This window comes from Sphingomonas sp. FG14, assembly GCF_057809675.1.
The window spans coordinates 53,218-74,852 of the sequence record NZ_JBMDKK010000019.1 but is presented as its reverse complement, the minus strand read 5'-3'; the positions used below and the strand labels follow the sequence as shown (position 1 = coordinate 74,852).

The following is a 21,635-nucleotide window of genomic DNA, read 5'->3' as shown; positions in this document are numbered from 1 at the left end:
TCCTTCCATTCCAATGAAAGGATCGCACCATCAAACCGTGGGATCAAACACCTAGAATATTAGCGCTTCCAGCCGATGGCTATGGAGTAAGCCCTTACACATTTTCTTTCGTTCGTGACCCGGTCGATGGTGTCACAAAGCTTTTTAGCTTTTCCGGTCGATCGCGCGCCATAGCCATGGTGCCCGTTCTGGACGCGTTGTCGAAAAAATTCGGCGAAGCTTCGGTCGTCAAAGGTTCCGTTCAAAATGGTATTGGCAACAAGTTTGACCAGACAACCGCGACTTGGGACAACGGCGCAGGCATACTCATCGTTCAAGATCGCAACGGCGCCATCGACGACATGATTATCACCATGGATTCGATCCGCCTCAAAAGGCATGTCGGCGATGCGAAGAACGCGGCGGCAAAAGTCAAGCCTAACCCCATTTAAGACGAGCCACCATCGAGAAAAAACGGCTGGTTCGCACTATGGTGAGTGATATTGGTGAGTGGCCAGACTGGCTTGCGGCGAAAACTCCGGAAACCAACCGGATTTTCGCTTGACTGGCGGAGAGGGTGGGATTCGAACCCACGGTACCGTTGCCGGCACGCCGCATTTCGAGTGCGGTGCTTTCGACCTCTCAGCCACCTCTCCGCAGAGGAACGGGGCACCCGGACGGGTGCGGCCGGTCGAATGAGGGGCGGGCCTTAGCGCAGGCTTTCGGATCTGACAAGCGCCGGCTTGCGGATGTCGAAAACGACCCTAGATTAAGATCATGACCGTACCCAGTTCCGCTTCGGCCAATGGCGCCCCGCCACCGTCGATGCCGCCTGTCAGCCATGCGCGTTTTTCGATCGGCGATGTGGTGAAGCATCGGCTGTTCGATTTCCGCGGTGTGATCTTCGATATCGATCCCGTCTTCGCCAATACCGAGGAATGGTATGAGGCGATTCCCGAGGACGTCCGTCCGCGCAGGGACCAGCCCTTCTACCACCTGCTCGCCGAGAATGCGGAGAGCAGCTATATCGCCTATGTCAGCCAGCAAAATCTGGTGAGCGACGAAAGCGAGGAACCGGTGGACCACCCCGCCATCGCGGGCATCTTCGATGGTTATGCCGATGGGCGTTATCGCCTGCGCCGGGAACATCGCCACTAAATTTGCGCGCGATGCGTGAGCGTGGTTGACCCCCGGTGGAAACCGGGGGCATGAGCCCTTTCATGCCTTTCGAAACGCTTCTGCTGTTCGGCGCGACCGGCGACCTCGCGCGGCGCATGTTGCTGCCCTCGCTCTACGCGCTCCATGCCGATGGGCTGGTGGCGGATCATCTCCGCATCGTCGGCACCGCGCGGAGCGTGCTCGACGATGCCGGTTATCGCGATTTCGCGCGCAAGGCACTCGACGAATTCCTGCCCGCCGACCGCAAGGACGAGGCGGCGATCGCCGGCTTCATCGAGCGGCTGTTCTACCAGCCGCTCGATGCATCGAATTCGGACGGCTTTCCCGCGCTCGCCGAAAAGGTCGGCGATACGTCCAAGGGCCTCGCCATCTTCCTGTCGACCGCGCCTTTCCTGTTCGAGCCGACGATCGCCGGGCTCAAATCGGCCGGGCTGGCCGGCGACAATGTCCGGATCGGCCTGGAAAAGCCGCTCGGCACCGATCTCGCCAGCTCGCGCGAGATCAATGACGCGGTGGCCGCCGCCTTCCCCGAGGAGCGGACCTTCCGCATCGACCATTATCTGGGCAAGGAAACCGTACAGAACCTGCTGGCGCTGCGCTTCGCCAATTCGATGTTCGAGCCGTTATGGAACGCCAACGGCATCGACCATGTCCAGATCACCGTGTCGGAAACCGTCGGGCTCGAAGGACGGGTCGGCTTTTACGATGACACCGGCGCGCTGAGGGACATGGTGCAGAACCATATGCTGCAGCTCCTCGCGCTGGTGGCGATGGAGCCGCCGGCGAGTTTCGACGCGACCGCGATCCGCGACGAGAAGGTGAAGGTGCTGCGTTCGCTGCGCCGCATCGATGCCGACACCGCGCCGAATCATACCGTGACGGGCCAGTACGGCGCCGGCGCGAGCAAGGGCGAGGCGGTGCCGGGCTATGCCGACGAACTCGGCAAATCGTCGGACACCGAGACCTTCGTCGCGATCAAGGCGCATGTCGACAACTGGCGCTGGCAGGGCGTGCCCTTCTATCTGCGCACCGGCAAGAGGCTGCCCACGCGCCAGTCCGAGATCTTCATCCAGTTCAAATGCGTGCCGCATTCGATCTTCGCCAAGCGCGGCGGCAAGCTGAAGGCGAACAAGCTCGTCATCCGCCTGCAACCGGAGGAATATATCCGACTGCTGGTGATGGCGAAGGAACCCGGCCTCGACCGCGAAGGCATCCATCTGCGCGAGGTGCCGCTCGACCTGTCGCTGACCCACGCCTTTGCCGGCACGCGCCGGCGCATCGCCTATGAGCGGCTGCTGCTCGACCTGATCGAGGGCGATCCAACCTTGTTCGTCCGCCGCGACGAGGTGGAAGCGCAGTGGGACTGGATCGACGCGATCCGGGCCGGCTGGGCGAAGAACGGGATGAAGCCCAAGCCCTACGGCGCGGGAAGCTGGGGCCCGTCGCTGGCGATCGCGCTGACCGAGCGCGATGGCGTGACGTGGCACGATTGATCCGGGCATGATTGATGATTTTTGGAATGACTGAGGACCGGACATGATCGAAGCCGAATTCTGGGATTATGAGGACGAGGATGAATGGGCCGACGCCGTTGCCGGCGACATCGGCTTCATCATCGAACAGGCGCTGGACGCGCGCGGCCAGGCGCTGGTGGCGTTCCCCGGCGGCGGCACGCCCGCTCCGATCTTCGCCAAGCTGGCCAAGGCCAAGCTCAAGTGGAAGAACGTCACGATCATCCCGACCGACGACCGTCTGGTGGCGGTCAACGATCCGCTGAGCAACGTCGCGAGCATCGCCAAGGTCTTCATTCCGCTCGGCGCGCGCGTTCTGCCCATCGCCACCGAGAACAAGGACCACAAGCTGGCGGGCAACGCCGCCGATGCGCGGCTGCAGGACCTGCACTGGCCGCCCGATCTGGTGTGGCTGGGCATCGGCACCGACGGGCATACCGCCTCGATCTTTCCCGGCCCCGATCTCGACGAGGCGCTGAACGGCCCGAAGGCGCGACGCGCGGTGGGCGTGATGCCCGATCCGCTGCCCGCCGAGGCGCCGGTGGCGCGCGTGACGCTGACCCGTGCCGCGATCCTTTCGGCGCGCACGCTGACCATCGCGATCAAGGGCGCCGAAAAGCAGAAGGTTCTGGAACGTGCGATCGCCGATGGCCCCAGTTCCAGCGTACCGATCGGCCGCGTGCTCGCCGATTACGAGCAGCCGATCGACATCCACTGGCTGACCGATTGAGAAGGGACCGCGCATGACCCTGCACCCCGAAATCGCCGCCGTCACCGATCGGGTGATCGAACGGTCGAGAGCGGGGCGCGACGCCTATCTCGACCTGATCGAGCGCGAACGAGAGACCGGCATCGATCGGCCCCGCCTGTCGTGCGGCAATCTCGCGCATGGCTTCGCCGCGGCGGGCGACGACAAGGCCGCGATCCGCGGCGGCAAGGCGATGAACATCGGCATCGTCACCGCCTATAACGACATGCTCTCCGCCCATCAGCCCTATGGGCGATACCCTGAGCAGATGAAGGTCTTCGCGCGCGAGGCCGGCGCCACGGCGCAGGTGGCCGGCGGCGTGCCGGCGATGTGCGACGGTGTCACCCAGGGCCAGATCGGCATGGAATTGTCGCTGTTCAGCCGCGACACCATCGCCATGGGCACCGCGATCGCGCTCAGCCACGGCATGTTCGAAAGCGCGGCGCTGCTCGGCATCTGCGACAAGATCGTCCCCGGGCTGCTGATCGGCGCATTACGCTTCGGCCATCTGCCAACGATCCTGATCCCGGCGGGACCGATGCCGTCGGGCCTCGCCAACAAGGAAAAGCAGCGCGTCCGCCAGCTCTATGCCGAGGGCAAGGCATCGCGCGACGAACTGCTGGAGGCGGAAGCCGCCAGCTATCATGGCGCGGGCACCTGCACATTCTACGGCACCGCCAATTCCAACCAGATGATGATGGAGGTGATGGGCCTGCACGTGCCCGGCGCCGCCTTCGTCCATCCCGGCACCAAGCTGCGCCAGGAACTGACGCGCGCGGCGGTGCACCGCCTCACCGCGATCGGCTGGGACGGCCAGGACTATCGTCCGCTCGGCCTGTGCGTGGACGAGCGTGCGATCGTGAACGCGGCCGTCGGTCTGCTCGCGACCGGCGGATCGACCAACCACGCCATCCATCTGCCCGCGATCGCCCGCGCCGCCGGCATCCTGATCGACTGGGAGGATATGGACCGGCTGTCGGCGGCAGTGCCGCTGATCGCGCGCGTCTATCCCAACGGCGCCGGCGACGTGAACAATTTCCACGCGGCGGGCGGCATGGCCTTCGTTATCCGCGAACTGATCGCGGCGGGACTGCTGCATGGCGATATCATGACGGTGTGGGACGGCGATCTGAACGCCTATGCTGCGGAACCCGCGCTCGACGGCAAGGTCCTGGTCTGGAACGACGTCGCGGAGACCCGTGACGACAGCCTGCTCCGCCCGGTCGCGGCACCGTTCATGCCCGATGGCGGCATGCGACTGCTGACCGGCAATCTCGGCCGCGCGATGATCAAGACCAGCGCGGTCGCCCCCGATCGCTGGACGATTGAGGCACCGGCGCGCGTCTTCTCCGATCAGGATCAGGTGATCGCCGCGTTCAAGGCGGGCGAGCTCGAACGCGATGTCGTCGTGGTCGTCCGTTTCCAGGGGCCGCATGCCAATGGCATGCCCGAACTGCACAAGCTGACGCCATCGCTGGGCGTGCTGCAAGACAAGGGCTTCCGCGTCGCGCTGGTCACCGACGGGCGCATGTCCGGCGCGTCGGGCAAGGTGCCGGCGGCGATCCATGCCACCCCCGAAGCGCTCAACGACGGACCGCTGGCCCGGCTGCGCGACGGCGACATCGTCCGTGTCTGCGCGACACGCGGCGAGCTGACCGCGCTGGTGAGCGACGCGGAATGGGCGTCGCGCATGCCGGCCGATCCGCCGCCGCCAGCGATGGGCACCGGCCGCGAACTGTTCGCGCTGATGCGGCGCGGCGCCGACGAGGCGGAGCGCGGCGCATCGGCGATGCTGACCTTCGCGGGATTATAGACAAGAGATTATCGGGGAAATCCGCTTGGGCCGAGCCTGTCGAAGCCCTGCCTTTCCCTTGGTTCCAAAGTAGAAGAACAGGGCTTCGACAGGCTCGGCCCGAACGGATTGGGGACGATCAAGACATATGAAACCCATCGAAGCCATCATGCGCACCGCGCCCGTTATCCCAGTGCTGGTGATCGAGGATTTCGCCCATGCCCGCCCGATCGCCGAGGCGCTGGTCGCTGGCGGGCTCAGGGTGCTGGAAGTTACGCTGCGCACAGCGGCCGCGCTCGACGCGATCCGTGAAATGAAGCGCGTCGACGGCGCGATCGTCGGCGCGGGCACCGTGCTCAACCCACAAAATCTGCGCGCCAGTATCGACGCGGGCGCCGAATTCATCGTCTCACCCGGGCTGACCGAGCCCTTGGGCAAGGCGGCGGTGGAAAGCGGCATTCCCTTCCTGCCCGGCACCGCCAATGCCGGCGATATCATGCGCGGCCTCGATCTCGGCCTGACCCATTTCAAATTCTTCCCCGCCATGGCGGCGGGCGGCACCCCGGCGCTCAAGAGCCTGACTCCCGTCTTCGCCGATTGCCGTTTCTGCCCGACCGGCGGGATCACCCCGGAAACCGCGCCCGACTGGCTCGCGATCCCCCAGGTGCTGTGCGTCGGCGGAAGCTGGATGGTCGGCAAGGGCGCGCCCGATCCCGCAGCGATCACCGCTGCCGCAGCCAAGGCCGCATCGCTGGGATGAGAGTCTGTTTGGAAATGTGCGGAAGAGCGCATTTCCCAACAGACTCTGGTCTATCAAAGATAGACAATGTCGATGACACTTGTCGCTTCTGATAGGCATCTTTAGACGCCCGTCCACAATCCTGTTCCCTGGGGAGGAAGCCCATGAAGACCCGCGCCGCCGTCGCATTCGAAGCCAAGAAGCCGCTGGAGATCGTCGAAGTCGACCTGGAAGGGCCCAAGGCCGGCGAAGTGCTCGTCGAGATCATGGCGACGGGCATCTGCCATACCGACGCCTATACGCTCGACGGCTTCGACAGCGAGGGCATCTTCCCCTCGATCCTGGGACATGAAGGCGCGGGCATCGTGCGCGAGGTGGGCGCCGGCGTCACCTCCGTCGTCCCCGGCGATCATGTCATCCCGCTCTACACCCCCGAATGCCGCCAGTGTAAATCGTGCCTCAGCGGCAAGACCAATCTGTGCACCGCGATCCGCGCAACCCAGGGCAAGGGTCTGATGCCCGACGGCACAACGCGCTTCAGCTACAAGGGCCAGCCCATCTTCCATTATATGGGCTGCTCGACCTTCTCCAACTTCACCGTGCTGCCCGAGATCGCGGTGGCGAAGATCCGCGAGGACGCGCCGTTCAAGACGAGCTGCTATGTCGGCTGCGGCGTCACCACCGGCGTCGGCGCGGTCGTGAACACGGCGAAGGTGCAGGTGGGCGAGAAAGTCGTCGTCTTCGGCCTGGGCGGCATCGGCCTCAACGTGATCCAGGGCGCCAAGATGGTGGGCGCGGACGTGATCGTCGGCGTCGACATCAATCCCGATCGCGAGGAATGGGGCCGCAAGTTCGGCATGACCCATTTCATCAACGGCAAGGGCAAGAGCCGCGACGAGGTGATCGCCGAAGTGCTTCAGCTCACCGATGGCGGCGCCGATTACAGCTTCGACGCCACCGGAAATACCGAAGTGATGCGCACCGCGCTGGAATGCTGCCATCGCGGCTGGGGCGAAAGCATCATCATCGGCGTCGCCGAAGCTGGCAAGGAAATCGCCACGCGCCCGTTCCAGCTCGTCACCGGCCGCGTCTGGAAGGGCACCGCGTTCGGCGGCGCCAAGGGCCGGACCGACGTGCCAAAGATCATCGACTGGTATATGAACGGCAAGATCGAGATCGATCCGATGATCACCCATGTGCTCAGCCTCGAAGAGATCAACAAGGGCTTCGACCTGATGCACGCCGGCGAGAGCATCCGTTCGGTCGTCGTGTTCTGAAACCACGGAGCGACAGGGAGAAGCTGCCATGTTCTCACATGTGATGGTCGGTTCGAACGACCTCGACGAATCCAAGGCTTTTTATGACGCCACGTTCAGCGCACTCGGCGGCAGGCCGGCGCGCGTCGATGATCATGGCCGGCTGATCTACGCCAATAACGGCGGCATCTTCATGGTGACCGCGCCGATCGACGGCCAGGCCGCGTGCCATGCCAATGGCGGCACGATCGGCTTTGCCGCCAGTTCGCCCGAACAGGCCGATGCCTGGCATGCGGCGGGCGTCGCCAATGGCGGCGTGGCGTGCGAGGATCCGCCGGGCTTCCGCGAGGGCGGCTTCGGCAAGCTCTATCTCGCCTATCTGCGCGATCCCGCCGGCAACAAGCTGTGCGCCCTGCACCGCCCGGCCGCCTGATCCGATAGATCAATGACGCTCGAAACCGTCTCGACCAACAGGAGCTTCGGCGGAACGCAGGGCGTCTATCGCCATACGTCCGCCGAAACCGGCACCGACATGACCTTCGCGGTCTTCCTGCCCCCTCAGGCGGAAGCCCCGGGTGCGAAACTGCCGGTGCTCTGGTATCTCTCCGGCCTCACCTGCACCCATGCCAATGTCATGGAGAAGGGCGAGTATCGGCGCGCGGCGGCCGAACTCGGCGTCATCATCGTCTGTCCGGATACGTCGCCGCGCGGCGACGACGTGCCCGACGACGAAGGCTATGATTTCGGCAAGGGCGCCGGCTTCTATGTCGACGCCACCGCCGAACCGTGGCGCGCCAATTTTCGGATGTATTCCTATGTCACCGAGGAACTGCCCGGACTCGTCGCGGCGCATTTCCCTGCCGACATGGATCGTCAGGCGATCACCGGCCATTCGATGGGTGGGCATGGCGCGCTGACCATCGCGCTCAAGCATCCGACACGCTTCCGCAGCGTCTCCGCCTTCGCGCCGATCAGCGCGCCGGGCCAATGCCCCTGGGGGCACAAGGCGCTGGGCGGCTATCTGGGCGAAGATCGCGCGAGCTGGCGTGCCTATGACGCGACCGCGCTGATCGAGGATGGCGCGCGCGTGGCCGAAATCCTGGTCGACCAGGGCGCGGCGGACAATTTCCTGCTCGAGCAGCTCAGGCCCGAACTGTTGCAGGCCGCTTGCGAGACGGCCGGCATCCCGCTCACCTTGCGCATGCAGCCGGGTTACGATCACAGCTATTATTTCATCTCGTCCTTCATGGACGACCATATCCGCTGGCATGCGGAGCGGTTGTTCAGGGGGTAAATCACTCGCCGTCATTCCCGCTTGCACGGGAATGACAGGAGAGGGCCGTTGGTCTAACTCCCAACCATGCAGCTTCGCTTTCTCGACTATTTCGTCGCGCTGGCCCGCGAAAAGCATTTCGCGCGCGCCGCCGAAGCCTGCCACGTCACCCAGCCGACGCTGTCCGCCGGCATCGCCGCGCTGGAAGAGATGCTCGGCAAGAGACTGGTGGTGCGCGACCGGCGCTTTATCGACCTGACGCCGGAGGGGCATGCCATCCTGCCCTTCGCGCGCCAGTTGCTTGCCGACCATGAAGGCCTGCGCCGCGCGATCGACGCACCGGCGGGTCCGCTGCGCGGCGAGCTGCGCATCGGCGCGATCCCGGCAGCCATGCCATGCATCGGCCATCTGATGCGCGCGCTGCGCGCCCAGCACCCCCGGCTGCAAGTGACGATCCGGTCGCTCACCTCGCGAGAGATCGAGCGCGCGCTCCTCGATTACGAGCTGGAGGCGGGGCTGACCTATCTCCACGACGATCCGCCGGCCCAGGTGCGCGCGGTGCCGCTTTATTCCGAACGCTACATGTTCGCGGCGCGCACCGATTCGCCGCTCGGCACCAGCGATGCCGTCACCTGGCGTGACGTCGCGGCGACCCCGCTCTGCCTGCTCCATCAAGGCATGCAGAATCGCCGGATCCTCGATGCGCATCTGGCGCGGCTCGGCCTTTCGATCACGCCGGTCGCCACCGCAGATTCCTATGTGGCGCTGCTTTCGATGGTGGCGCATGGCGGATTGTCGAGCATCGTCACCGACAGCCATGCCGAGTTCGTCGCGGGCGATCCCGAACTGCGCGTGATAGAGATCGTCGATCCAGCGCCACCGAACAGCATCGGCTTGGTCGTGCTCGATCGCGAGCCACTTTCGCCGCTCGCGCGCGCGGCACTGGCAGTGGCCGAGACGATCGAGCTGGCGGCATCTTCGCGCGCTTCATGATAGATAATGCCTATCAAGGATAACGGCTCTCAATTTGACCTTTGCGTTGATTTGCGTGACCGCTGAGGCCATGAACCTGCCGAACGACGCAGCCAGACAAGAGGATGTCAGGGCGATCATCAGCCGCCACGCGCATCGCGAGGGCGCGCTGCTGCCGATCCTCCATGCCATCCAGGCCGATCATGGCTGGATCGACGAAACCGCGATCCGCACGATCGCGCACGCGCTGAACCTGAGCCGCGCGGAGGTGCACGGCGTCGTCAGCTTCTACCATGATTTCCGCACCAGCCCCGAACCACGCCCGGTGATCAAACTGTGCCGCGCTGAAGCCTGTCAGGCGCGCGGATCCGAACCGCTGGCCGAATGGGCGCGATCGCAGGCCGGCGATCGCGTGGCGATCGAGCCCGTCTATTGCCTGGGGCTGTGCAGCGTCGGCCCCAATGCGATGCTGGACGGCGACGTGCATGCGCGGCTCGACCAGGCGTCGCTCGGCGCATTGATCGAGGCGATGTGATGCGGATCCTGATTTCCGACGATGCGCTGGCCATCGCCTGTGGCGCGGACCGGGTGGCCAAGGCGTTCGCCAGCGCCACCCCCGACGCGGAGATCGTGCGGGTGTCGAGCTGGGGCATGCACTGGCTGGAACCGCTGGTGGAGATCGAGGCGGACGGCGAACGCATCGGCTATGGTCCGGTCTCGCCCGCCGATGTCGCCGCGATCCTGGACGGGCGCGCGGACGCGATCCGCATCGGCGACGTCACGGCCCATCCCTTCATCGCCGCCCAGACTCGACTGACCTTCGCGCGCGCCGGACGGACGCGGCCCTTGTCGCTCAACGATTACGAAGCGACCGGCGGCTGGGCGGGCCTTGCCGCCGCGCGCGCGATGACGCCGCAACAGATCGTCGAGACCGTCACCGCATCGGGCCTGCGCGGGCGCGGCGGCGCGGGTTTTCCCGCCGGCATCAAGTGGAAGACGGTGCTCGATGCGCCGGGCGCCCGCAAATATATCGTCTGCAACGCCGATGAGGGCGACAGCGGCACCTTCGCCGATCGCATGCTGATCGAAGGCGATCCCTATCTGCTGATCGAGGGCATGGCGATCGCCGGGCTGGCGACGGGCGCCGATACCGGCTTCGTCTATCTCCGCTCCGAATATCCGCATGCCATCGCCAAGCTTGAGGCCGCCGTCGAAGCGAGCCGTTCGATCGTCGCGCCCTTCAGGATCGAGGTGCGTACCGGTGCCGGCGCCTATGTCTGCGGCGAGGAGACGTCATTGCTCAACTCGCTGGAGGGCAAGCGCGGCGAGGTCCGCGCCAAACCGCCGCTTCCGGCGCACCAGGGGCTGTTCGGGCGCCCGACGGTCATCAACAATGTGCTGACGCTCGCCGCCGTGCCCTTCGTGCTGGCCGAAGGGCCGCAGGCCTATGCCGATTACGGCATGGGGCGCTCGCGCGGGACCATGCCGATCCAGCTCGCCGGCAATATCCGCCATGGCGGCCTGTTCGAAACCGCATTCGGCATCACGCTGGGCGAACTGGTGGACGCGATCGGCGGCGGCACCGAGAGCGGCCGGCCGGTGCGCGCGGTGCAGGTGGGCGGGCCGCTCGGCGCCTATTTCCCGCCGGCGCTGTTCGACACGCCGTTCGACTATGAGGCCTTTGCGGCGCGCGACGGCCTGATCGGCCATGGCGGCGTGACCGTGTTCGACGACCGGGTCGACATGGCGGCGCAAGCACGTTTCGCGATGGCATTCTGCGCGGTCGAAAGCTGCGGCAAATGCACGCCGTGCCGGATCGGATCGACGCGCGGCGTGGAGACGATCGACCGGATCGTCGCAAACGAGAACAGGCTGGCCAATATCGCGCTTGTCGAGGAACTGTGCGAGACGATGAAGTTCGGTTCGCTCTGCGCGCTCGGCGGGTTCACGCCCTATCCCGTGCTCAGCGCGCTCCATCATTTCCCCGAGGATTTCGGATTGAAGGAAGCCGCCGAATGACGCGCGGCCGGACCCTGGGCGCGATCATCGCCGGCGGCCGATCGCGCCGCTTCGGCAGCGACAAGGCGCTCGCATCGCTCGATGGCACGCCCCTGCTCGATCATGTCACCGGCGCACTGGGCGCGCAGACCGACGCACTGGTCGTGGTCGGGCGCGACTGGCCGGGGCTGACCATGATCCCCGATCGCCCGGCGCCGGATCAGGGGCCCTTGGGTGGGCTATGCGCCGCGCTCCACCATGCCCGCGACCACGGCTTCGAGACAGTATTGACCGCAGGATGCGACATATTGCCACTTCCGGCAAACCTGCCAGCCCTGCTGGGTAATGCCAATGCGGTGGCGAAAGGGCAGCCGCTGATCGGCCTGTGGCGAGCGGATCTCGCCGACGCGCTCCACCAGCATCTCGTCACGCAGGACGATCGCACGATGCGCGGCTGGATCGCCCTGTCCGGCGCCCGCACCGTCGCGCTCGACGCCATGTTCCACAATTTCAACACCCCCGAGGATCTCGCCTCCTATCGTCAGGATCGGGCCGCATGACCTATTCCCGCCAGACCGATTTCGGCACGCCCGAATCCCAATCGGAACAGACGGTGACGCTCACCATCGACGGGCGCGCCGTCACTGTTCCCGCCGGCACCACGGTGATGCGCGCCGCGGCGGAGATCGGCACCGCGATCCCCAAGCTCTGCGCGACCGATTCGCTCAAGCAGTTCGGATCGTGCCGGCTCTGCCTGGTCGAGATCGACGGCGCACGCGGCACGCCGGCATCCTGCACCACGCCCGTCGCGCCGGGCATGACCGTGCATACCCAGACCCCCAGGCTGCAAAAGCTGCGCAAGGGCGTGATGGAGCTCTATATCTCCGATCACCCGCTCGATTGCCTGACCTGCGCAGCCAATGGCGATTGCGAATTGCAGGACCAGGCGGGCGCGGTCGGGCTGCGCGACGTGCGCTACGGCTATCAGGGCGAGAATCACCTCGGCCAGGCCAAGGACCGGTCCAATCCCTATTTCGACTTCGAATCCTCGAAATGCATCGTCTGCTCGCGCTGCGTGCGCGCCTGCGAAGAGGTTCAGGGCACCTTCGCGCTGACCATCCAGGGCCGCGGCTTCGGGTCCAAGGTTTCGGCGGGCACCGCCGAAGACGATTTCCTCTCGTCCGAATGCGTTTCATGCGGTGCATGCGTGCAGGCCTGCCCGACCGCGACCTTGAGCGAGAAGTCGCTGATCGAGATCGGCACGCCCGAACGCTCGGTCGTCACCACCTGCGCCTATTGCGGCGTCGGCTGCACCTTCCGCGCGGAAATGCGCGGCGAACAGCTCGTCCGCATGGTGCCGTGGAAGGACGGCAAGGCCAATCGCGGCCATAGCTGCGTCAAGGGCCGTTTCGCCTGGGGCTACGCCCAGCATGAGGAGCGGATCACCAAGCCGATGATCCGTGCAAGCATCGACCAGCCCTGGCAGGAAGTGAGCTGGGAACAGGCGTTCGCCCATGCGGCCTCGGAACTGAAGCGGATCCAGGCGAAATACGGCCAGCGCTCGATCGGCGGCATCACCTCCAGCCGCTGCACCAACGAGGAGACCTTCCTCGTCCAGAAGCTGATTCGCGCGGGTTTCGGCAACAACAATGTCGATACCTGCGCGCGCGTCTGCCATTCGCCGACGGGCTATGGGTTGAAGACCACTTTCGGCACCTCCGCCGGCACACAGGATTTCGACAGCGTCGAGCATACCGATGTGATGCTGGTGATCGGCGCCAACCCGACCGACGCGCATCCGGTGTTCGGCAGCCGAATGAAGAAGCGGCTGCGCGAGGGCGCGAAGCTGATCGTGATCGATCCGCGCCGCACCGATCTCGTCCGCTCGCCGCATATCGAGGCGGCGCACCATCTGCCGCTGCGTCCGGGCACCAATGTCGCGGTGCTGACCGCGCTGGCGCATGTCGTCGTCACCGAAGGGCTCGCCGACGAGACCTTTATCCGCGAGCGCTGCGACTGGGACGAGTATCGCGACTGGGCCGATTTCGTCTCGCTCGAGAAGAACAGCCCCGAGACGCTGGCCCCCGTCACGCTGGTCGATCCGGCGGAGCTGCGCGCCGCGGCGCGGCTTTATGCCACGGGCGGGAACGGTGCGATCTATTACGGGCTGGGCGTGACCGAGCACAGCCAGGGATCGTCGACGGTGATGGCGATCGCCAATCTCGCCATGGCGACGGGCAATATCGGCCGGCCCGGCGTGGGCGTGAATCCCTTGCGCGGACAGAACAACGTCCAGGGCGCGTGCGACATGGGCAGCTTCCCGCACGAATTGTCGGGATACCGCCACATTTCCGACGGCACGACGCGTGCATTGTTCGAGGATGACTGGGGTGTCAGCCTGGATGCGGAGCCGGGCCTGCGCATTCCCAACATGCTCGACGCCGCCGTCGATGGCAGCTTCAAGGCGATCTATATCCAGGGCGAGGACATCCTCCAGTCCGATCCCGATACGCGCCATGTCTCCGCCGGTCTCGCCGCGATGGAATGCGTGATCGTCCAGGACCTGTTCCTCAACGAAACCGCCAATTACGCACATATCTTCCTGCCCGGATCGACCTTCCTGGAGAAGGACGGCACCTTCACCAACGCCGAGCGGCGCATCCAGCCGGTGCGCAAGGTGATGACCCCGATCAACGGCTATGCCGACTGGGAAGTGACGCAGGAACTGGCGCGCGCGATGGGGCTCGACTGGAATTATACCCATCCCAGCGAGATCATGGACGAGATCGCGCGGCTGACGCCGAGCTTCGCCGGCGTGAACTTCCGTCGCCTCGACGAAGCGGGTTCGCTGCAATGGCCGGTGAACGAGGCCGCGCCGGAAGGCACGCCGACAATGCATATCGACGGCTTCGTGCGCGGCAAGGGCAAGTTCGTCGTGACCGACTATGTGCCGACGGACGAAAAGACCGGCCCGCGCTTCCCGCTGCTGCTGACGACCGGCCGCATCCTCAGCCACTACAATGTCGGCGCGCAGACGCGGCGGACCGCGAACACCGCCTGGCATCCCGAGGACCGGCTGGAGATCCATCCGGTCGATGCCGAGGATCGCGGCCTGAAGGACGGCGAATGGGTGCGCCTGGCCAGCCGATCGGGCGAAACCACGCTGCGCGCGCTGATCACCGATCGCGTCGCGCCGGGCGTCGTCTACACCACCTTCCACCATCCCGCGACGCAGGCCAATGTGGTGACCACCGATTTCTCGGACTGGGCCACCAACTGCCCCGAATACAAGGTGACCGCCGTCCAGGTGACGCCATCCAACGGCCCCACCGACTGGCAGGAGGATTATGAAGCGCTGTCCGAGCGCTCGCGGCGGATCGCGCCGCTGGAGGCGGCGGAGTGAACGGGCAGGAGCGCCTGATCTACATGGCCAACCAGATCGCGCGGAATCTGGGCGCGATGCAGCATGATCATGCGGTGGCGGCCGTCGCCGACCATATCCGCATGTTCTGGGATCCGCGGATGAAGGCGAAGGTGTTTGCGGACGGCGCCGGCCTCTCCCCTGTCGCCGCCGCCGCGATCGAGATGCTGAAACAGGGCATGGATCCGGGCCATCAGACCCGCGCGACCGAATTCAACGCAGTGGATGAGACCGGCGGTTCCGACGCGGGGTAGACTCTCCCGCCGTCATGCCAGCGCAGGCAGGCATCTCCCAACCAGATCCCGCTTCATTCTGTAGAAGATGCCAGCCTACGCTGGCATGACGTACGGGCCATGCAATGAGTTCAAGCCTCTAACCCTTCGCCAATTCCGCCTCAATCGCCGCGACAAGAGCGGTATCGTCGGGCGCGGTGGTCGGCGCGAAACGGCCGACGACCGCGCCGTCGCGGCCGATCAGGAATTTCTCGAAATTCCAGAGTATTTCGGGCTCGGGATTGGGCGTCATGCCGAAGCCACGCAGCCGTTCGCGGAACGCCTCGGGATCACCGAGCGCCGTGGGTGCTGCGCTGGTCAGCGCGGCATAGAGCGGGTGCTTGTCGGCGCCGGTGACCTGGATCTTCTCGAACATCGGAAAATCGACGCCGAAATTGGTCGTGCAGAATTCGGCGATCTCGTCGTTGCTCCCCGGCTCCTGCGCGCCGAAATCATTGGCGGGGAAACCGGCAACCACCAGCCCCTGGTCGCGATATCGCGCGTAGAGCGCCTCCAGCCCTTCATATTGCGGCGTGAGCCCGCATTTCGAGGCGACGTTGACCGCGAGCACCACCTTGCCCGCATAGTCGTCCAGCGACGCGTCAGCGCCGGTGATGGTCTTCAGCGCAATATCCTGAATCGCGGTCATCTCATTCTCCTCGGATGCTCCGGGCCTCAACGAAAAGGGGCTCCCGAAGGAGCCCCGATCCGATCAGTAAACCCGTGCCTTGGGTTTGATGTAATCCACTTCGTCGGTCAGCGTATATTCGTGGACCGGGCGGGAATCGAGCGTCACCGCACCCTTTTCGAACCAGCTGATCGTGTGCTTCATCCAGTTCGCGTCGTCGCGATCGGGATAATCCTCGTGCATGTGTGCGCCGCGGCTTTCCTTGCGGTTGGCGGCCGAATGCATCGTCACCACCGCCTGGGGCAGCATGTTGTCGAGCTCCAGCGTCTCGACGAGGTCGGTGTTCCAGATCAGCGAACGATCGGTGACGCCGACGTCCTGCAGACTGGCATAGACCTTGTCGATCAGGCCCTGGCCCTCGCGCAGCAGCTCGGTGTCGCGGAACACCGCGCAATGCTTCTGCATCGTGTGCTGCATGTCGAGGCGGATCTTCGCCGTCGGCGTGCCGCCGGCAGCATTGCGATACCGGTCGAGACGGCCGAGCGCCTTGTCATCGGCTTCGGTGTTGATCGCGCCATGCTTGCTGTTGGGCTTGATCAACTCCGCGATGCGGAAGCCGGTCGCGCGGCCGAACACCACAAGGTCGATCAGCGAGTTGGAACCGAGGCGGTTGGCGCCATGGACCGAAACGCACGCCGCTTCGCCGACCGCGAACAAGCCGGGGACGACGCTGTCGGGATTGCCGTCCTTCAGCGTCACGACTTCGCCGTGATAGTTACAGGGGATGCCGCCCATATTGTAATGGACGGTCGGCGTGACGGGCAGCGGCTGGCGCGTCAGATCGACGCCCGCGAAGATCTTGCCGGTCTCGGTGATGCCGGGCAGGCGTTCCGCGAGCACCGCCGGATCGATATGATCCAGGTGCAGGAAGATATGATCGCCGTTCTTGCCGACGCCGCGTCCCTCGCGCATTTCCATCGCCATCGAGCGCGCGACGACGTCGCGGCTGGCGAGATCCTTGGCGGAGGGGGCATAGCGCTCCATGAAGCGCTCGCCTTCCGAGTTGGTCAGATAACCACCCTCGCCGCGCGCGCCCTCGGTGATGAGCACGCCCGCGCCATAGATGCCGGTGGGATGGAACTGGACGAATTCCATGTCCTGCAGCGGCAGACCCGCACGCAGCACCATGCCGCCGCCGTCGCCGGTGCAGCTATGCGCCGAGGTGGCGGAGAAATAGGTGCGCCCCGAACCGCCGGTGGCGAGCACCACGGCATGACTGCGGAAACGGTGGATGGAGCCATCCTCCATGCAAAGCGCGATGACGCCCTTGCACTCGCCGCCTTCCATGATCAGGTCGAGCGCGAAATATTCGATGAAGAAGTCCGCGTCGTACTTCAGGCTCTGCTGATAGAGCGCGTGGAGCATCGCGTGGCCGGTACGGTCCGCCGCGGCGCAGGTGCGCTGCACCGGCGGGCCGGCGCCCATATTCTGCATATGGCCGCCAAATGGCCGCTGGTAGATCTTGCCCTCGTCGGTGCGGCTGAACGGCACGCCCGCATGTTCGAGCTCGATCACCGCGGCCGGCGCTTCGCGCACCATATATTCGATCGCGTCCTGGTCGCCCAGCCAGTCCGATCCCTTGACGGTATCGTACATGTGCCAGGTCCAGTGGTCGGGGCCCATATTGCCGAGGCTGGCGGCGATGCCGCCCTGCGCCGCGACGGTGTGCGAGCGCGTCGGGAACAGCTTGGTGATGCAAGCCGTCTTCAACCCCTTCTCGGCGATGCCCATGGTGGCGCGCAGGCCGGAACCGCCGGCACCGACAACCACGGCGTCGTACATATGATCGATGATCTTATAGGCTTGCGTCATCAGGCGGGGGCTCCACCGAAGGCGATGCGGGCAATGGAGAAGACGCCGAGCGCGGCGCCGCCGATCGCGTAGAAGTTGAGAAGGACGATGCTCAGCACACGCAGCGCGTCGTCATGGACGTAATCCTCGATCATCACCTGCATGCCGATGCGCAGGTGCCAGAAGACGCTGACGACGAGCAGGATCATCGGCACCGCCGCGAGCGGGCTCGACAACCAGGCGACCACGGTGCCGTGGTCGAAACCGGGCAGGCGGACGAGCGAGAAGACGAACCACAGGAGCAGGACGAGGTTGCCGAGCGCGGTCATGCGCTGGATCAGCCAGTGATGCGATCCGTGCTTGGCCGAGCCGAGGCCGCGAACGCGGCCGATTCCGGTGCCGCTACCCATCAGAGGCCCTTCCCGAGAATGATCATCCACAATCCGATCGTGGCGAAGACCGCCGCTGCGAAGATGCCGAGCGACCACAGCTTGTTCGACTGGAGCTCGTATCCGGCGCCGGTATCGAGCACGAAATGGCGCAGGCCCGAAAACAGGTGCTGGAAGAATGCCCAGGTCAGGCCGATCGCGACGACATAGCCGGGCCACCAGGTCGCCCAGCTCATGAAGGTCTCGTAGGCCTCAGGTCCGCTCGCGGCGGCAGCCAGCCACCAGACGAATGCGATCGCGCCAACCACGGCAAGGCCGTTGCCCGTCACGCGGTGCATGATGGAAACGGCCATGGCCGGCCCCCATCTCCAGATGCCCAGATGCGGCGACAGCGGCCGTTTGGGATTGCGAGTCATCATATCCCCCTTGGATTCCGGGACGCTGTTAGGGCCTGTGCTTGCAAGTCGCAATGGCCGGATGGCGCCATGGGCAGCCCCGGCATCTTGACTTGCGGGACCGGCCCTAAGCCCAAGATTGCCAGCATGCAACACGCCATGCGCCCAACTAACAGGTCATTAACCAACTGGGGCTATGCCCGTTCCCCATGCACATTCCGGGGGCGCAGCCATGAGCAAGGCCGATCAGCAGATCACGATTTCCATCGCGGAGCGCCTGGCCGATTTCGACTGGGACGGTCAGCTCGCGCCCGCCTGCCGAGACGTCCACGCCCTGATCGGGCCATCGGCCGAAAGCATCGCGCGCGATTTCTGGGAGCAGTTCCTGCGTTCCAAGGGGGCGGCGCCGATCCGGCATCAATATGGCGAGGCCAAGCGGGCCGAGGCGGTCGCCGCCAGCCGCGATTACATCCTCGCGAAATTCGCCGATCCGACCAGCCAGGCCTGGGCCGATCTGGCGATCGGCCACGCCGCTTATATCCGCGCTGCGGGGGTTCCGCTCTACAGCTTGCTCGGTGCGCTCTGCCACGCCGGCAACCGGGCGACCGAGGCGCTGTGGGACGCCATCGGGCATGAGCCCGACCGCTATCGCAGGGGCGTCGAGGCGATCCAGCGCATCGGCGTGATCGAGGCCGAGATCATGGCCGATTTCATCCGTTCACGGAACGTCCAGCAATCGCGCGCAGAACGCGCCGAACGCGCGGGGACCTTCAACGAACGCATCGCGAGCGAGGTCGAGATCGCCTCCGAGCTCGGCCAGTCGCTGCGCAGCCAGGCGCATGGCGCCTCCGCTTCGGCGCGCGGCATGCTCAGCAAGGCGTCCGAAGTGGCGTCAGCCGCCGAACAATCGGCGCTGGCGATGCGCGAGGCGGCGCAGACCGCCGCCGGACTGATCCGCGCGATCGAGGATGCGCGCGCCGAAGTCGAGGTCGCCGCCGACATCGCGACGCGCGCGTCGAGCCAGGCGGGTGAAGCGGTCGGCGTATCGCAGATGCTGTCCTCCCACGCTGAATCCATCGAATCGATCCTGGGGCTGATCCGCGAGATCGCCGGCCAGACCAATTTGCTCGCGCTCAATGCGACGATCGAGGCGGCGCGCGCCGGCGATGCCGGGCGCGGCTTCGCGGTGGTCGCGCAGGAAGTGAAGTCGCTGGCCAACCAGACCGCGCGCGCGACCGACGAGATCGCGGCGAAGATCGAGGCGATCCAGACCGCCACGCGCACCACGGTGCAGACCAGCGCGTCGATCCGCCAGACGGTGAACGAAGTGCAGGCCTCTGCCGAGCGCATCCGCGATGCGATGGAATTGCAGGCCCAGACCGTCACCATGATCACCGCGGCGGTCGACGAGACCGCCCTGGCCGCCGATTCGATGTCGGGCACGATCGCCGCGATCCGCGCCGATACCGAGAATGTCGCGACCGAGATCGATCAGCTCGAAACCGGGTTCGGCACGATGGCGCAGCGCATCGGCACGCTGAAACAGGCCGCCGGTAGCTATGTCGCCCGGATCGGCTGATGACCGCCCAACAATGCTAGGCTCACGCGGACTCGGCCGCTAAAGCGGCCCCATGACCAATATCCTTCTTACCGGCGCCACCCGCGGGATCGGCGCAGCGATCGCCGCGCGGCTCGAACGGGGCGGCGCCCGCATCGTCGGCACCGGCAGCGCCGATGGCGACCTTTCCGAACCCGCGACACCGGCCCGGTTGTGGGGAAATGCGCTCGAACGGCTCGACGGCCGGGTCGATGTGCTCGTGAACAATGCCGGCATCTTCGAAGCAACGCCGATCGATACGCCGCACGACCAATGGGTCGCGGATTGGGAACGGACGATGCGGATCAACCTGACCGCGTCCGCCGAGCTCTGCCGCCTCGCCGTCCTGCATTTCCGCGAGCGCGGCGAGGGTGGCCGCATCGTCAATATCGCCAGCCGCGCCGCGCATCGCGGCGACAGCCCGGCGCACTGGCATTATGCCGCGTCGAAGGCCGGCATGGTCGCGATGACCAAGACGATCGCGCGCGCCTATGCGAACGAGGGCATCCATGCCTTCGCGATCTGCCCCGGCTTCACGCTGACCGGCATGGCGGAGGAGTATCTGGCGAGCCGGGACGGCGCCGCCCTGCTTGCCGACATTCCGTTGGGCAAGGTGGCCGATCCGGATGAAGTGGCCGAAGTCGCCGCATTTTGCGCATTCTCGGCGCCCCCCTCGATGACCGGAGCGGTCCTCGACGTGAATGGAGCAAGCTATGTCCGATAGCTGGAAACTCACCCTGCCCTGCACCTTGGCGGAGGCGCAGACCCTGAACGGCGATGTGCCTGAACTCGCCATGCTGCCATACCCGCCGGTGCTGATGACCAGCGAGGACGAGCCGGACAATCCCGATGCCTGGCGGCTCGACGCCTATTTCGAGATGGAGCCCGATGACGAGGCGATCGCGCTCATTCGCAGATTGGTGCCGAGTGCCGGGCGCAAGAAGCCCAGGATCGAGCGGCTCGACGAACAGGACTGGCTGACGATGAGCCAGGCCGGGCTCGAGCCCGTCCATGCGGGGCGCTTTTATGTCCATACCTCCACACACACCGGCACGGCCCCGCCGGGTACACGCGCCTTCCTGATCGAGGCGGGCCTGGCCTTCGGAACCGGCCAGCATGAGACGACCACCGGCTGCCTGCTGACGCTGGATGCGCTGAAGCGGAAGGGACTGGTGTTCCGCGACATGCTCGATCTCGGCACAGGTACCGGCTTGCTGGCCTTCGCCGCGATGCATCTCTGGCCCCACGCCTATGCGACCGCGTCGGACATCGATCCGATCGCGATCGACGTCACCCGCGAGAATGCGGACGTGAACGGCATCCGCATCGGCAACCGGGAGGGCCGGCTGGCGCTTGCGGTAGCCCCCGGCATGTCGCATCGGATGCTGCGGCACCGCGCGCCCTATGACCTCATCATCGCCAATATCCTGGCGGGTCCGCTGATCGAGATGGCAGCACCCATCGCCGCCGCGCTGGAGGAAGGCGGCACGCTGATCCTCGCCGGCCTTCTCGACAGCCAGGCCGAGCGCGTCGCCAGCGCCTATCGTCGCCAGGGATTGCGGCTGGCCGGCCGGATCGACAGGGGCGACTGGCCGACGCTCCGGCTGGTCAAGCGGCGCGGCAAATAGTCGATAA

Annotated in this window: 22 protein-coding genes and 1 tRNA gene; 18 read left to right on the top strand and 5 right to left on the bottom strand. The window is 65.6% G+C overall.

Annotated features, from left to right (window positions below; translation table 11 throughout):
- The first annotated feature begins 176 nt into the window (after positions 1-176).
- Entirely contained in the window at positions 177-431 is a 255-nt protein-coding gene (locus ACODTA_RS26370) for a hypothetical protein (protein ID WP_489070188.1), read from the top strand.
- A 114-nt stretch (positions 432-545) separates the two neighbouring features.
- Here the strand turns inward: ACODTA_RS26370 and ACODTA_RS26365 are convergent.
- Positions 546-635, bottom strand: a tRNA-Ser gene (locus tag ACODTA_RS26365).
- Positions 636-756: 121 nt separating this feature from the next.
- Between ACODTA_RS26365 and hspQ the strand changes: the two genes are divergently transcribed.
- The 14 genes from hspQ (at position 757) to ACODTA_RS26295 (ending at position 15,122) form a co-directional block, all read left to right on the top strand.
- Positions 757-1,137, top strand: a complete 381-nt coding sequence (gene hspQ, locus ACODTA_RS26360) for a heat shock protein HspQ (protein WP_489070186.1) — start codon at positions 757-759, stop codon at positions 1,135-1,137.
- 62 nt (positions 1,138-1,199) lie between these two features.
- Positions 1,200-2,651 carry a glucose-6-phosphate dehydrogenase gene (gene zwf, locus ACODTA_RS26355; RefSeq protein WP_489070184.1) on the top strand — a complete coding sequence of 484 codons (1,452 nt, stop codon included), beginning with the start codon at positions 1,200-1,202 and terminating at the stop codon, positions 2,649-2,651.
- Between the two features lie 43 nt (positions 2,652-2,694).
- Positions 2,695-3,399, top strand: a complete 705-nt coding sequence (gene pgl, locus ACODTA_RS26350) for a 6-phosphogluconolactonase (RefSeq protein ID WP_489070182.1) — start codon at positions 2,695-2,697, stop codon at positions 3,397-3,399.
- 13 nt (positions 3,400-3,412) lie between these two features.
- The gene (gene edd, locus ACODTA_RS26345; RefSeq protein WP_489070180.1) at positions 3,413-5,230 is read left to right on the top strand and encodes a phosphogluconate dehydratase; all 1,818 of its coding nucleotides are present in this window, start codon (positions 3,413-3,415) and stop codon (positions 5,228-5,230) included.
- 127 nt (positions 5,231-5,357) lie between these two features.
- On the top strand, positions 5,358-5,969 hold the full coding sequence (gene eda, locus ACODTA_RS26340) for a bifunctional 4-hydroxy-2-oxoglutarate aldolase/2-dehydro-3-deoxy-phosphogluconate aldolase (protein WP_489070178.1): 612 nt from the start codon (positions 5,358-5,360) through the stop codon (positions 5,967-5,969).
- Positions 5,970-6,112: 143 nt separating this feature from the next.
- Positions 6,113-7,225 (top strand): S-(hydroxymethyl)glutathione dehydrogenase/class III alcohol dehydrogenase, encoded by a 1,113-nt coding sequence (locus ACODTA_RS26335; RefSeq protein WP_222991136.1) that lies wholly within the window; start codon positions 6,113-6,115, stop codon positions 7,223-7,225.
- A gap of 28 nt (positions 7,226-7,253) precedes the next feature.
- A complete protein-coding gene (locus ACODTA_RS26330; protein ID WP_489070176.1) occupies positions 7,254-7,637 on the top strand; it encodes a VOC family protein in 384 nt (127 codons plus the stop codon).
- Between the two features lie 12 nt (positions 7,638-7,649).
- Positions 7,650-8,498, top strand: a complete 849-nt coding sequence (fghA, locus tag ACODTA_RS26325) for an S-formylglutathione hydrolase (RefSeq protein WP_489070174.1) — start codon at positions 7,650-7,652, stop codon at positions 8,496-8,498.
- A 66-nt stretch (positions 8,499-8,564) separates the two neighbouring features.
- Positions 8,565-9,470, top strand: a complete 906-nt coding sequence (locus ACODTA_RS26320; protein ID WP_489070172.1) for a LysR family transcriptional regulator — start codon at positions 8,565-8,567, stop codon at positions 9,468-9,470.
- 70 nt (positions 9,471-9,540) lie between these two features.
- On the top strand, positions 9,541-9,984 hold the full coding sequence (locus ACODTA_RS26315) for an NAD(P)H-dependent oxidoreductase subunit E (RefSeq protein ID WP_489070170.1): 444 nt from the start codon (positions 9,541-9,543) through the stop codon (positions 9,982-9,984).
- Positions 9,984-11,468: a formate dehydrogenase beta subunit gene (locus ACODTA_RS26310; RefSeq protein WP_489070168.1), complete on the top strand. Its 1,485-nt coding sequence runs from the start codon at positions 9,984-9,986 to the stop codon at positions 11,466-11,468. The genes ACODTA_RS26315 and ACODTA_RS26310 overlap by 1 nt, the downstream gene beginning before the upstream one ends.
- Positions 11,465-12,007, top strand: coding sequence for a molybdenum cofactor guanylyltransferase (mobA, locus tag ACODTA_RS26305; protein WP_489070166.1), 543 nt, complete (start codon positions 11,465-11,467; stop codon positions 12,005-12,007). Before ACODTA_RS26310 ends, mobA begins: the two co-directional genes overlap by 4 nt.
- A complete protein-coding gene (gene fdhF, locus ACODTA_RS26300) occupies positions 12,004-14,850 on the top strand; it encodes a formate dehydrogenase subunit alpha (protein ID WP_489070164.1) in 2,847 nt (948 codons plus the stop codon). Before mobA ends, fdhF begins: the two co-directional genes overlap by 4 nt.
- Positions 14,847-15,122, top strand: a complete 276-nt coding sequence (locus ACODTA_RS26295; protein ID WP_489070162.1) for a formate dehydrogenase subunit delta — start codon at positions 14,847-14,849, stop codon at positions 15,120-15,122. The genes fdhF and ACODTA_RS26295 overlap by 4 nt, the downstream gene beginning before the upstream one ends.
- Before the next feature lie 118 nt (positions 15,123-15,240).
- Here ACODTA_RS26295 and ACODTA_RS26290 read toward each other — a convergent pair whose 3' ends face one another.
- The 4 genes from ACODTA_RS26290 to sdhC all read right to left on the bottom strand — a co-directional run bounded on the left by ACODTA_RS26290 (position 15,241) and on the right by sdhC (position 18,424).
- Positions 15,241-15,789, bottom strand: coding sequence for a glutathione peroxidase (locus ACODTA_RS26290; RefSeq protein ID WP_489070160.1), 549 nt, complete (start codon positions 15,787-15,789; stop codon positions 15,241-15,243).
- Between the two features lie 63 nt (positions 15,790-15,852).
- Positions 15,853-17,640, bottom strand: a complete 1,788-nt coding sequence (sdhA, locus tag ACODTA_RS26285; protein WP_489070158.1) for a succinate dehydrogenase flavoprotein subunit — start codon at positions 17,638-17,640, stop codon at positions 15,853-15,855.
- Positions 17,640-18,029: a succinate dehydrogenase, hydrophobic membrane anchor protein gene (gene sdhD, locus ACODTA_RS26280; protein ID WP_489070156.1), complete on the bottom strand. Its 390-nt coding sequence runs from the start codon at positions 18,027-18,029 to the stop codon at positions 17,640-17,642. The genes sdhA and sdhD overlap by 1 nt, the downstream gene beginning before the upstream one ends.
- Positions 18,029-18,424 (bottom strand): succinate dehydrogenase, cytochrome b556 subunit, encoded by a 396-nt coding sequence (gene sdhC, locus ACODTA_RS26275; RefSeq protein ID WP_489070154.1) that lies wholly within the window; start codon positions 18,422-18,424, stop codon positions 18,029-18,031. Before sdhC ends, sdhD begins: the two co-directional genes overlap by 1 nt.
- A gap of 211 nt (positions 18,425-18,635) precedes the next feature.
- Here sdhC and ACODTA_RS26270 point away from each other — a divergent pair, with 211 nt between their 5' ends.
- The 3 genes from ACODTA_RS26270 to ACODTA_RS26260 are packed head-to-tail and all read left to right on the top strand — an operon-like array spanning position 18,636 to position 21,628.
- Positions 18,636-19,982: a methyl-accepting chemotaxis protein gene (locus ACODTA_RS26270; RefSeq protein WP_489070152.1), complete on the top strand. Its 1,347-nt coding sequence runs from the start codon at positions 18,636-18,638 to the stop codon at positions 19,980-19,982.
- 52 nt (positions 19,983-20,034) lie between these two features.
- Positions 20,035-20,724 (top strand): SDR family NAD(P)-dependent oxidoreductase, encoded by a 690-nt coding sequence (locus ACODTA_RS26265; protein WP_489070150.1) that lies wholly within the window; start codon positions 20,035-20,037, stop codon positions 20,722-20,724.
- Complete coding sequence (locus ACODTA_RS26260; protein WP_489070148.1) at positions 20,714-21,628, top strand: 50S ribosomal protein L11 methyltransferase; 915 nt, start codon at positions 20,714-20,716, stop codon at positions 21,626-21,628. Before ACODTA_RS26265 ends, ACODTA_RS26260 begins: the two co-directional genes overlap by 11 nt.
- The last annotated feature ends 7 nt before the right edge of the window (positions 21,629-21,635 follow it).

What these genes read in the sequence shown, in the direction of transcription:
- ACODTA_RS26370 (WP_489070188.1), top strand. Translation starts at nt 177, where the DNA reads ATGGTGCCCGTTCTGGACGCGTTGTCGAAAAAATTCGGCGAAGCTTCG.
- hspQ (WP_489070186.1), top strand. Translation starts at nt 757, where the DNA reads ATGACCGTACCCAGTTCCGCTTCGGCCAATGGCGCCCCGCCACCGTCG.
- zwf (WP_489070184.1), top strand. Translation starts at nt 1,200, where the DNA reads ATGCCTTTCGAAACGCTTCTGCTGTTCGGCGCGACCGGCGACCTCGCG.
- pgl (WP_489070182.1), top strand. Translation starts at nt 2,695, where the DNA reads ATGATCGAAGCCGAATTCTGGGATTATGAGGACGAGGATGAATGGGCC.
- edd (WP_489070180.1), top strand. Translation starts at nt 3,413, where the DNA reads ATGACCCTGCACCCCGAAATCGCCGCCGTCACCGATCGGGTGATCGAA.
- eda (WP_489070178.1), top strand. Translation starts at nt 5,358, where the DNA reads ATGAAACCCATCGAAGCCATCATGCGCACCGCGCCCGTTATCCCAGTG.
- ACODTA_RS26335 (WP_222991136.1), top strand. Translation starts at nt 6,113, where the DNA reads ATGAAGACCCGCGCCGCCGTCGCATTCGAAGCCAAGAAGCCGCTGGAG.
- ACODTA_RS26330 (WP_489070176.1), top strand. Translation starts at nt 7,254, where the DNA reads ATGTTCTCACATGTGATGGTCGGTTCGAACGACCTCGACGAATCCAAG.
- fghA (WP_489070174.1), top strand. Translation starts at nt 7,650, where the DNA reads ATGACGCTCGAAACCGTCTCGACCAACAGGAGCTTCGGCGGAACGCAG.
- ACODTA_RS26320 (WP_489070172.1), top strand. Translation starts at nt 8,565, where the DNA reads ATGCAGCTTCGCTTTCTCGACTATTTCGTCGCGCTGGCCCGCGAAAAG.
- ACODTA_RS26315 (WP_489070170.1), top strand. Translation starts at nt 9,541, where the DNA reads ATGAACCTGCCGAACGACGCAGCCAGACAAGAGGATGTCAGGGCGATC.
- ACODTA_RS26310 (WP_489070168.1), top strand. Translation starts at nt 9,984, where the DNA reads ATGCGGATCCTGATTTCCGACGATGCGCTGGCCATCGCCTGTGGCGCG.
- mobA (WP_489070166.1), top strand. Translation starts at nt 11,465, where the DNA reads ATGACGCGCGGCCGGACCCTGGGCGCGATCATCGCCGGCGGCCGATCG.
- fdhF (WP_489070164.1), top strand. Translation starts at nt 12,004, where the DNA reads ATGACCTATTCCCGCCAGACCGATTTCGGCACGCCCGAATCCCAATCG.
- ACODTA_RS26290 (WP_489070160.1), bottom strand. Translation starts at nt 15,789, where the DNA reads ATGACCGCGATTCAGGATATTGCGCTGAAGACCATCACCGGCGCTGAC.
- sdhA (WP_489070158.1), bottom strand. Translation starts at nt 17,640, where the DNA reads ATGACGCAAGCCTATAAGATCATCGATCATATGTACGACGCCGTGGTT.
- sdhD (WP_489070156.1), bottom strand. Translation starts at nt 18,029, where the DNA reads ATGGGTAGCGGCACCGGAATCGGCCGCGTTCGCGGCCTCGGCTCGGCC.
- sdhC (WP_489070154.1), bottom strand. Translation starts at nt 18,424, where the DNA reads ATGACTCGCAATCCCAAACGGCCGCTGTCGCCGCATCTGGGCATCTGG.
- ACODTA_RS26270 (WP_489070152.1), top strand. Translation starts at nt 18,636, where the DNA reads ATGAGCAAGGCCGATCAGCAGATCACGATTTCCATCGCGGAGCGCCTG.
- ACODTA_RS26265 (WP_489070150.1), top strand. Translation starts at nt 20,035, where the DNA reads ATGACCAATATCCTTCTTACCGGCGCCACCCGCGGGATCGGCGCAGCG.
- ACODTA_RS26260 (WP_489070148.1), top strand. Translation starts at nt 20,714, where the DNA reads ATGTCCGATAGCTGGAAACTCACCCTGCCCTGCACCTTGGCGGAGGCG.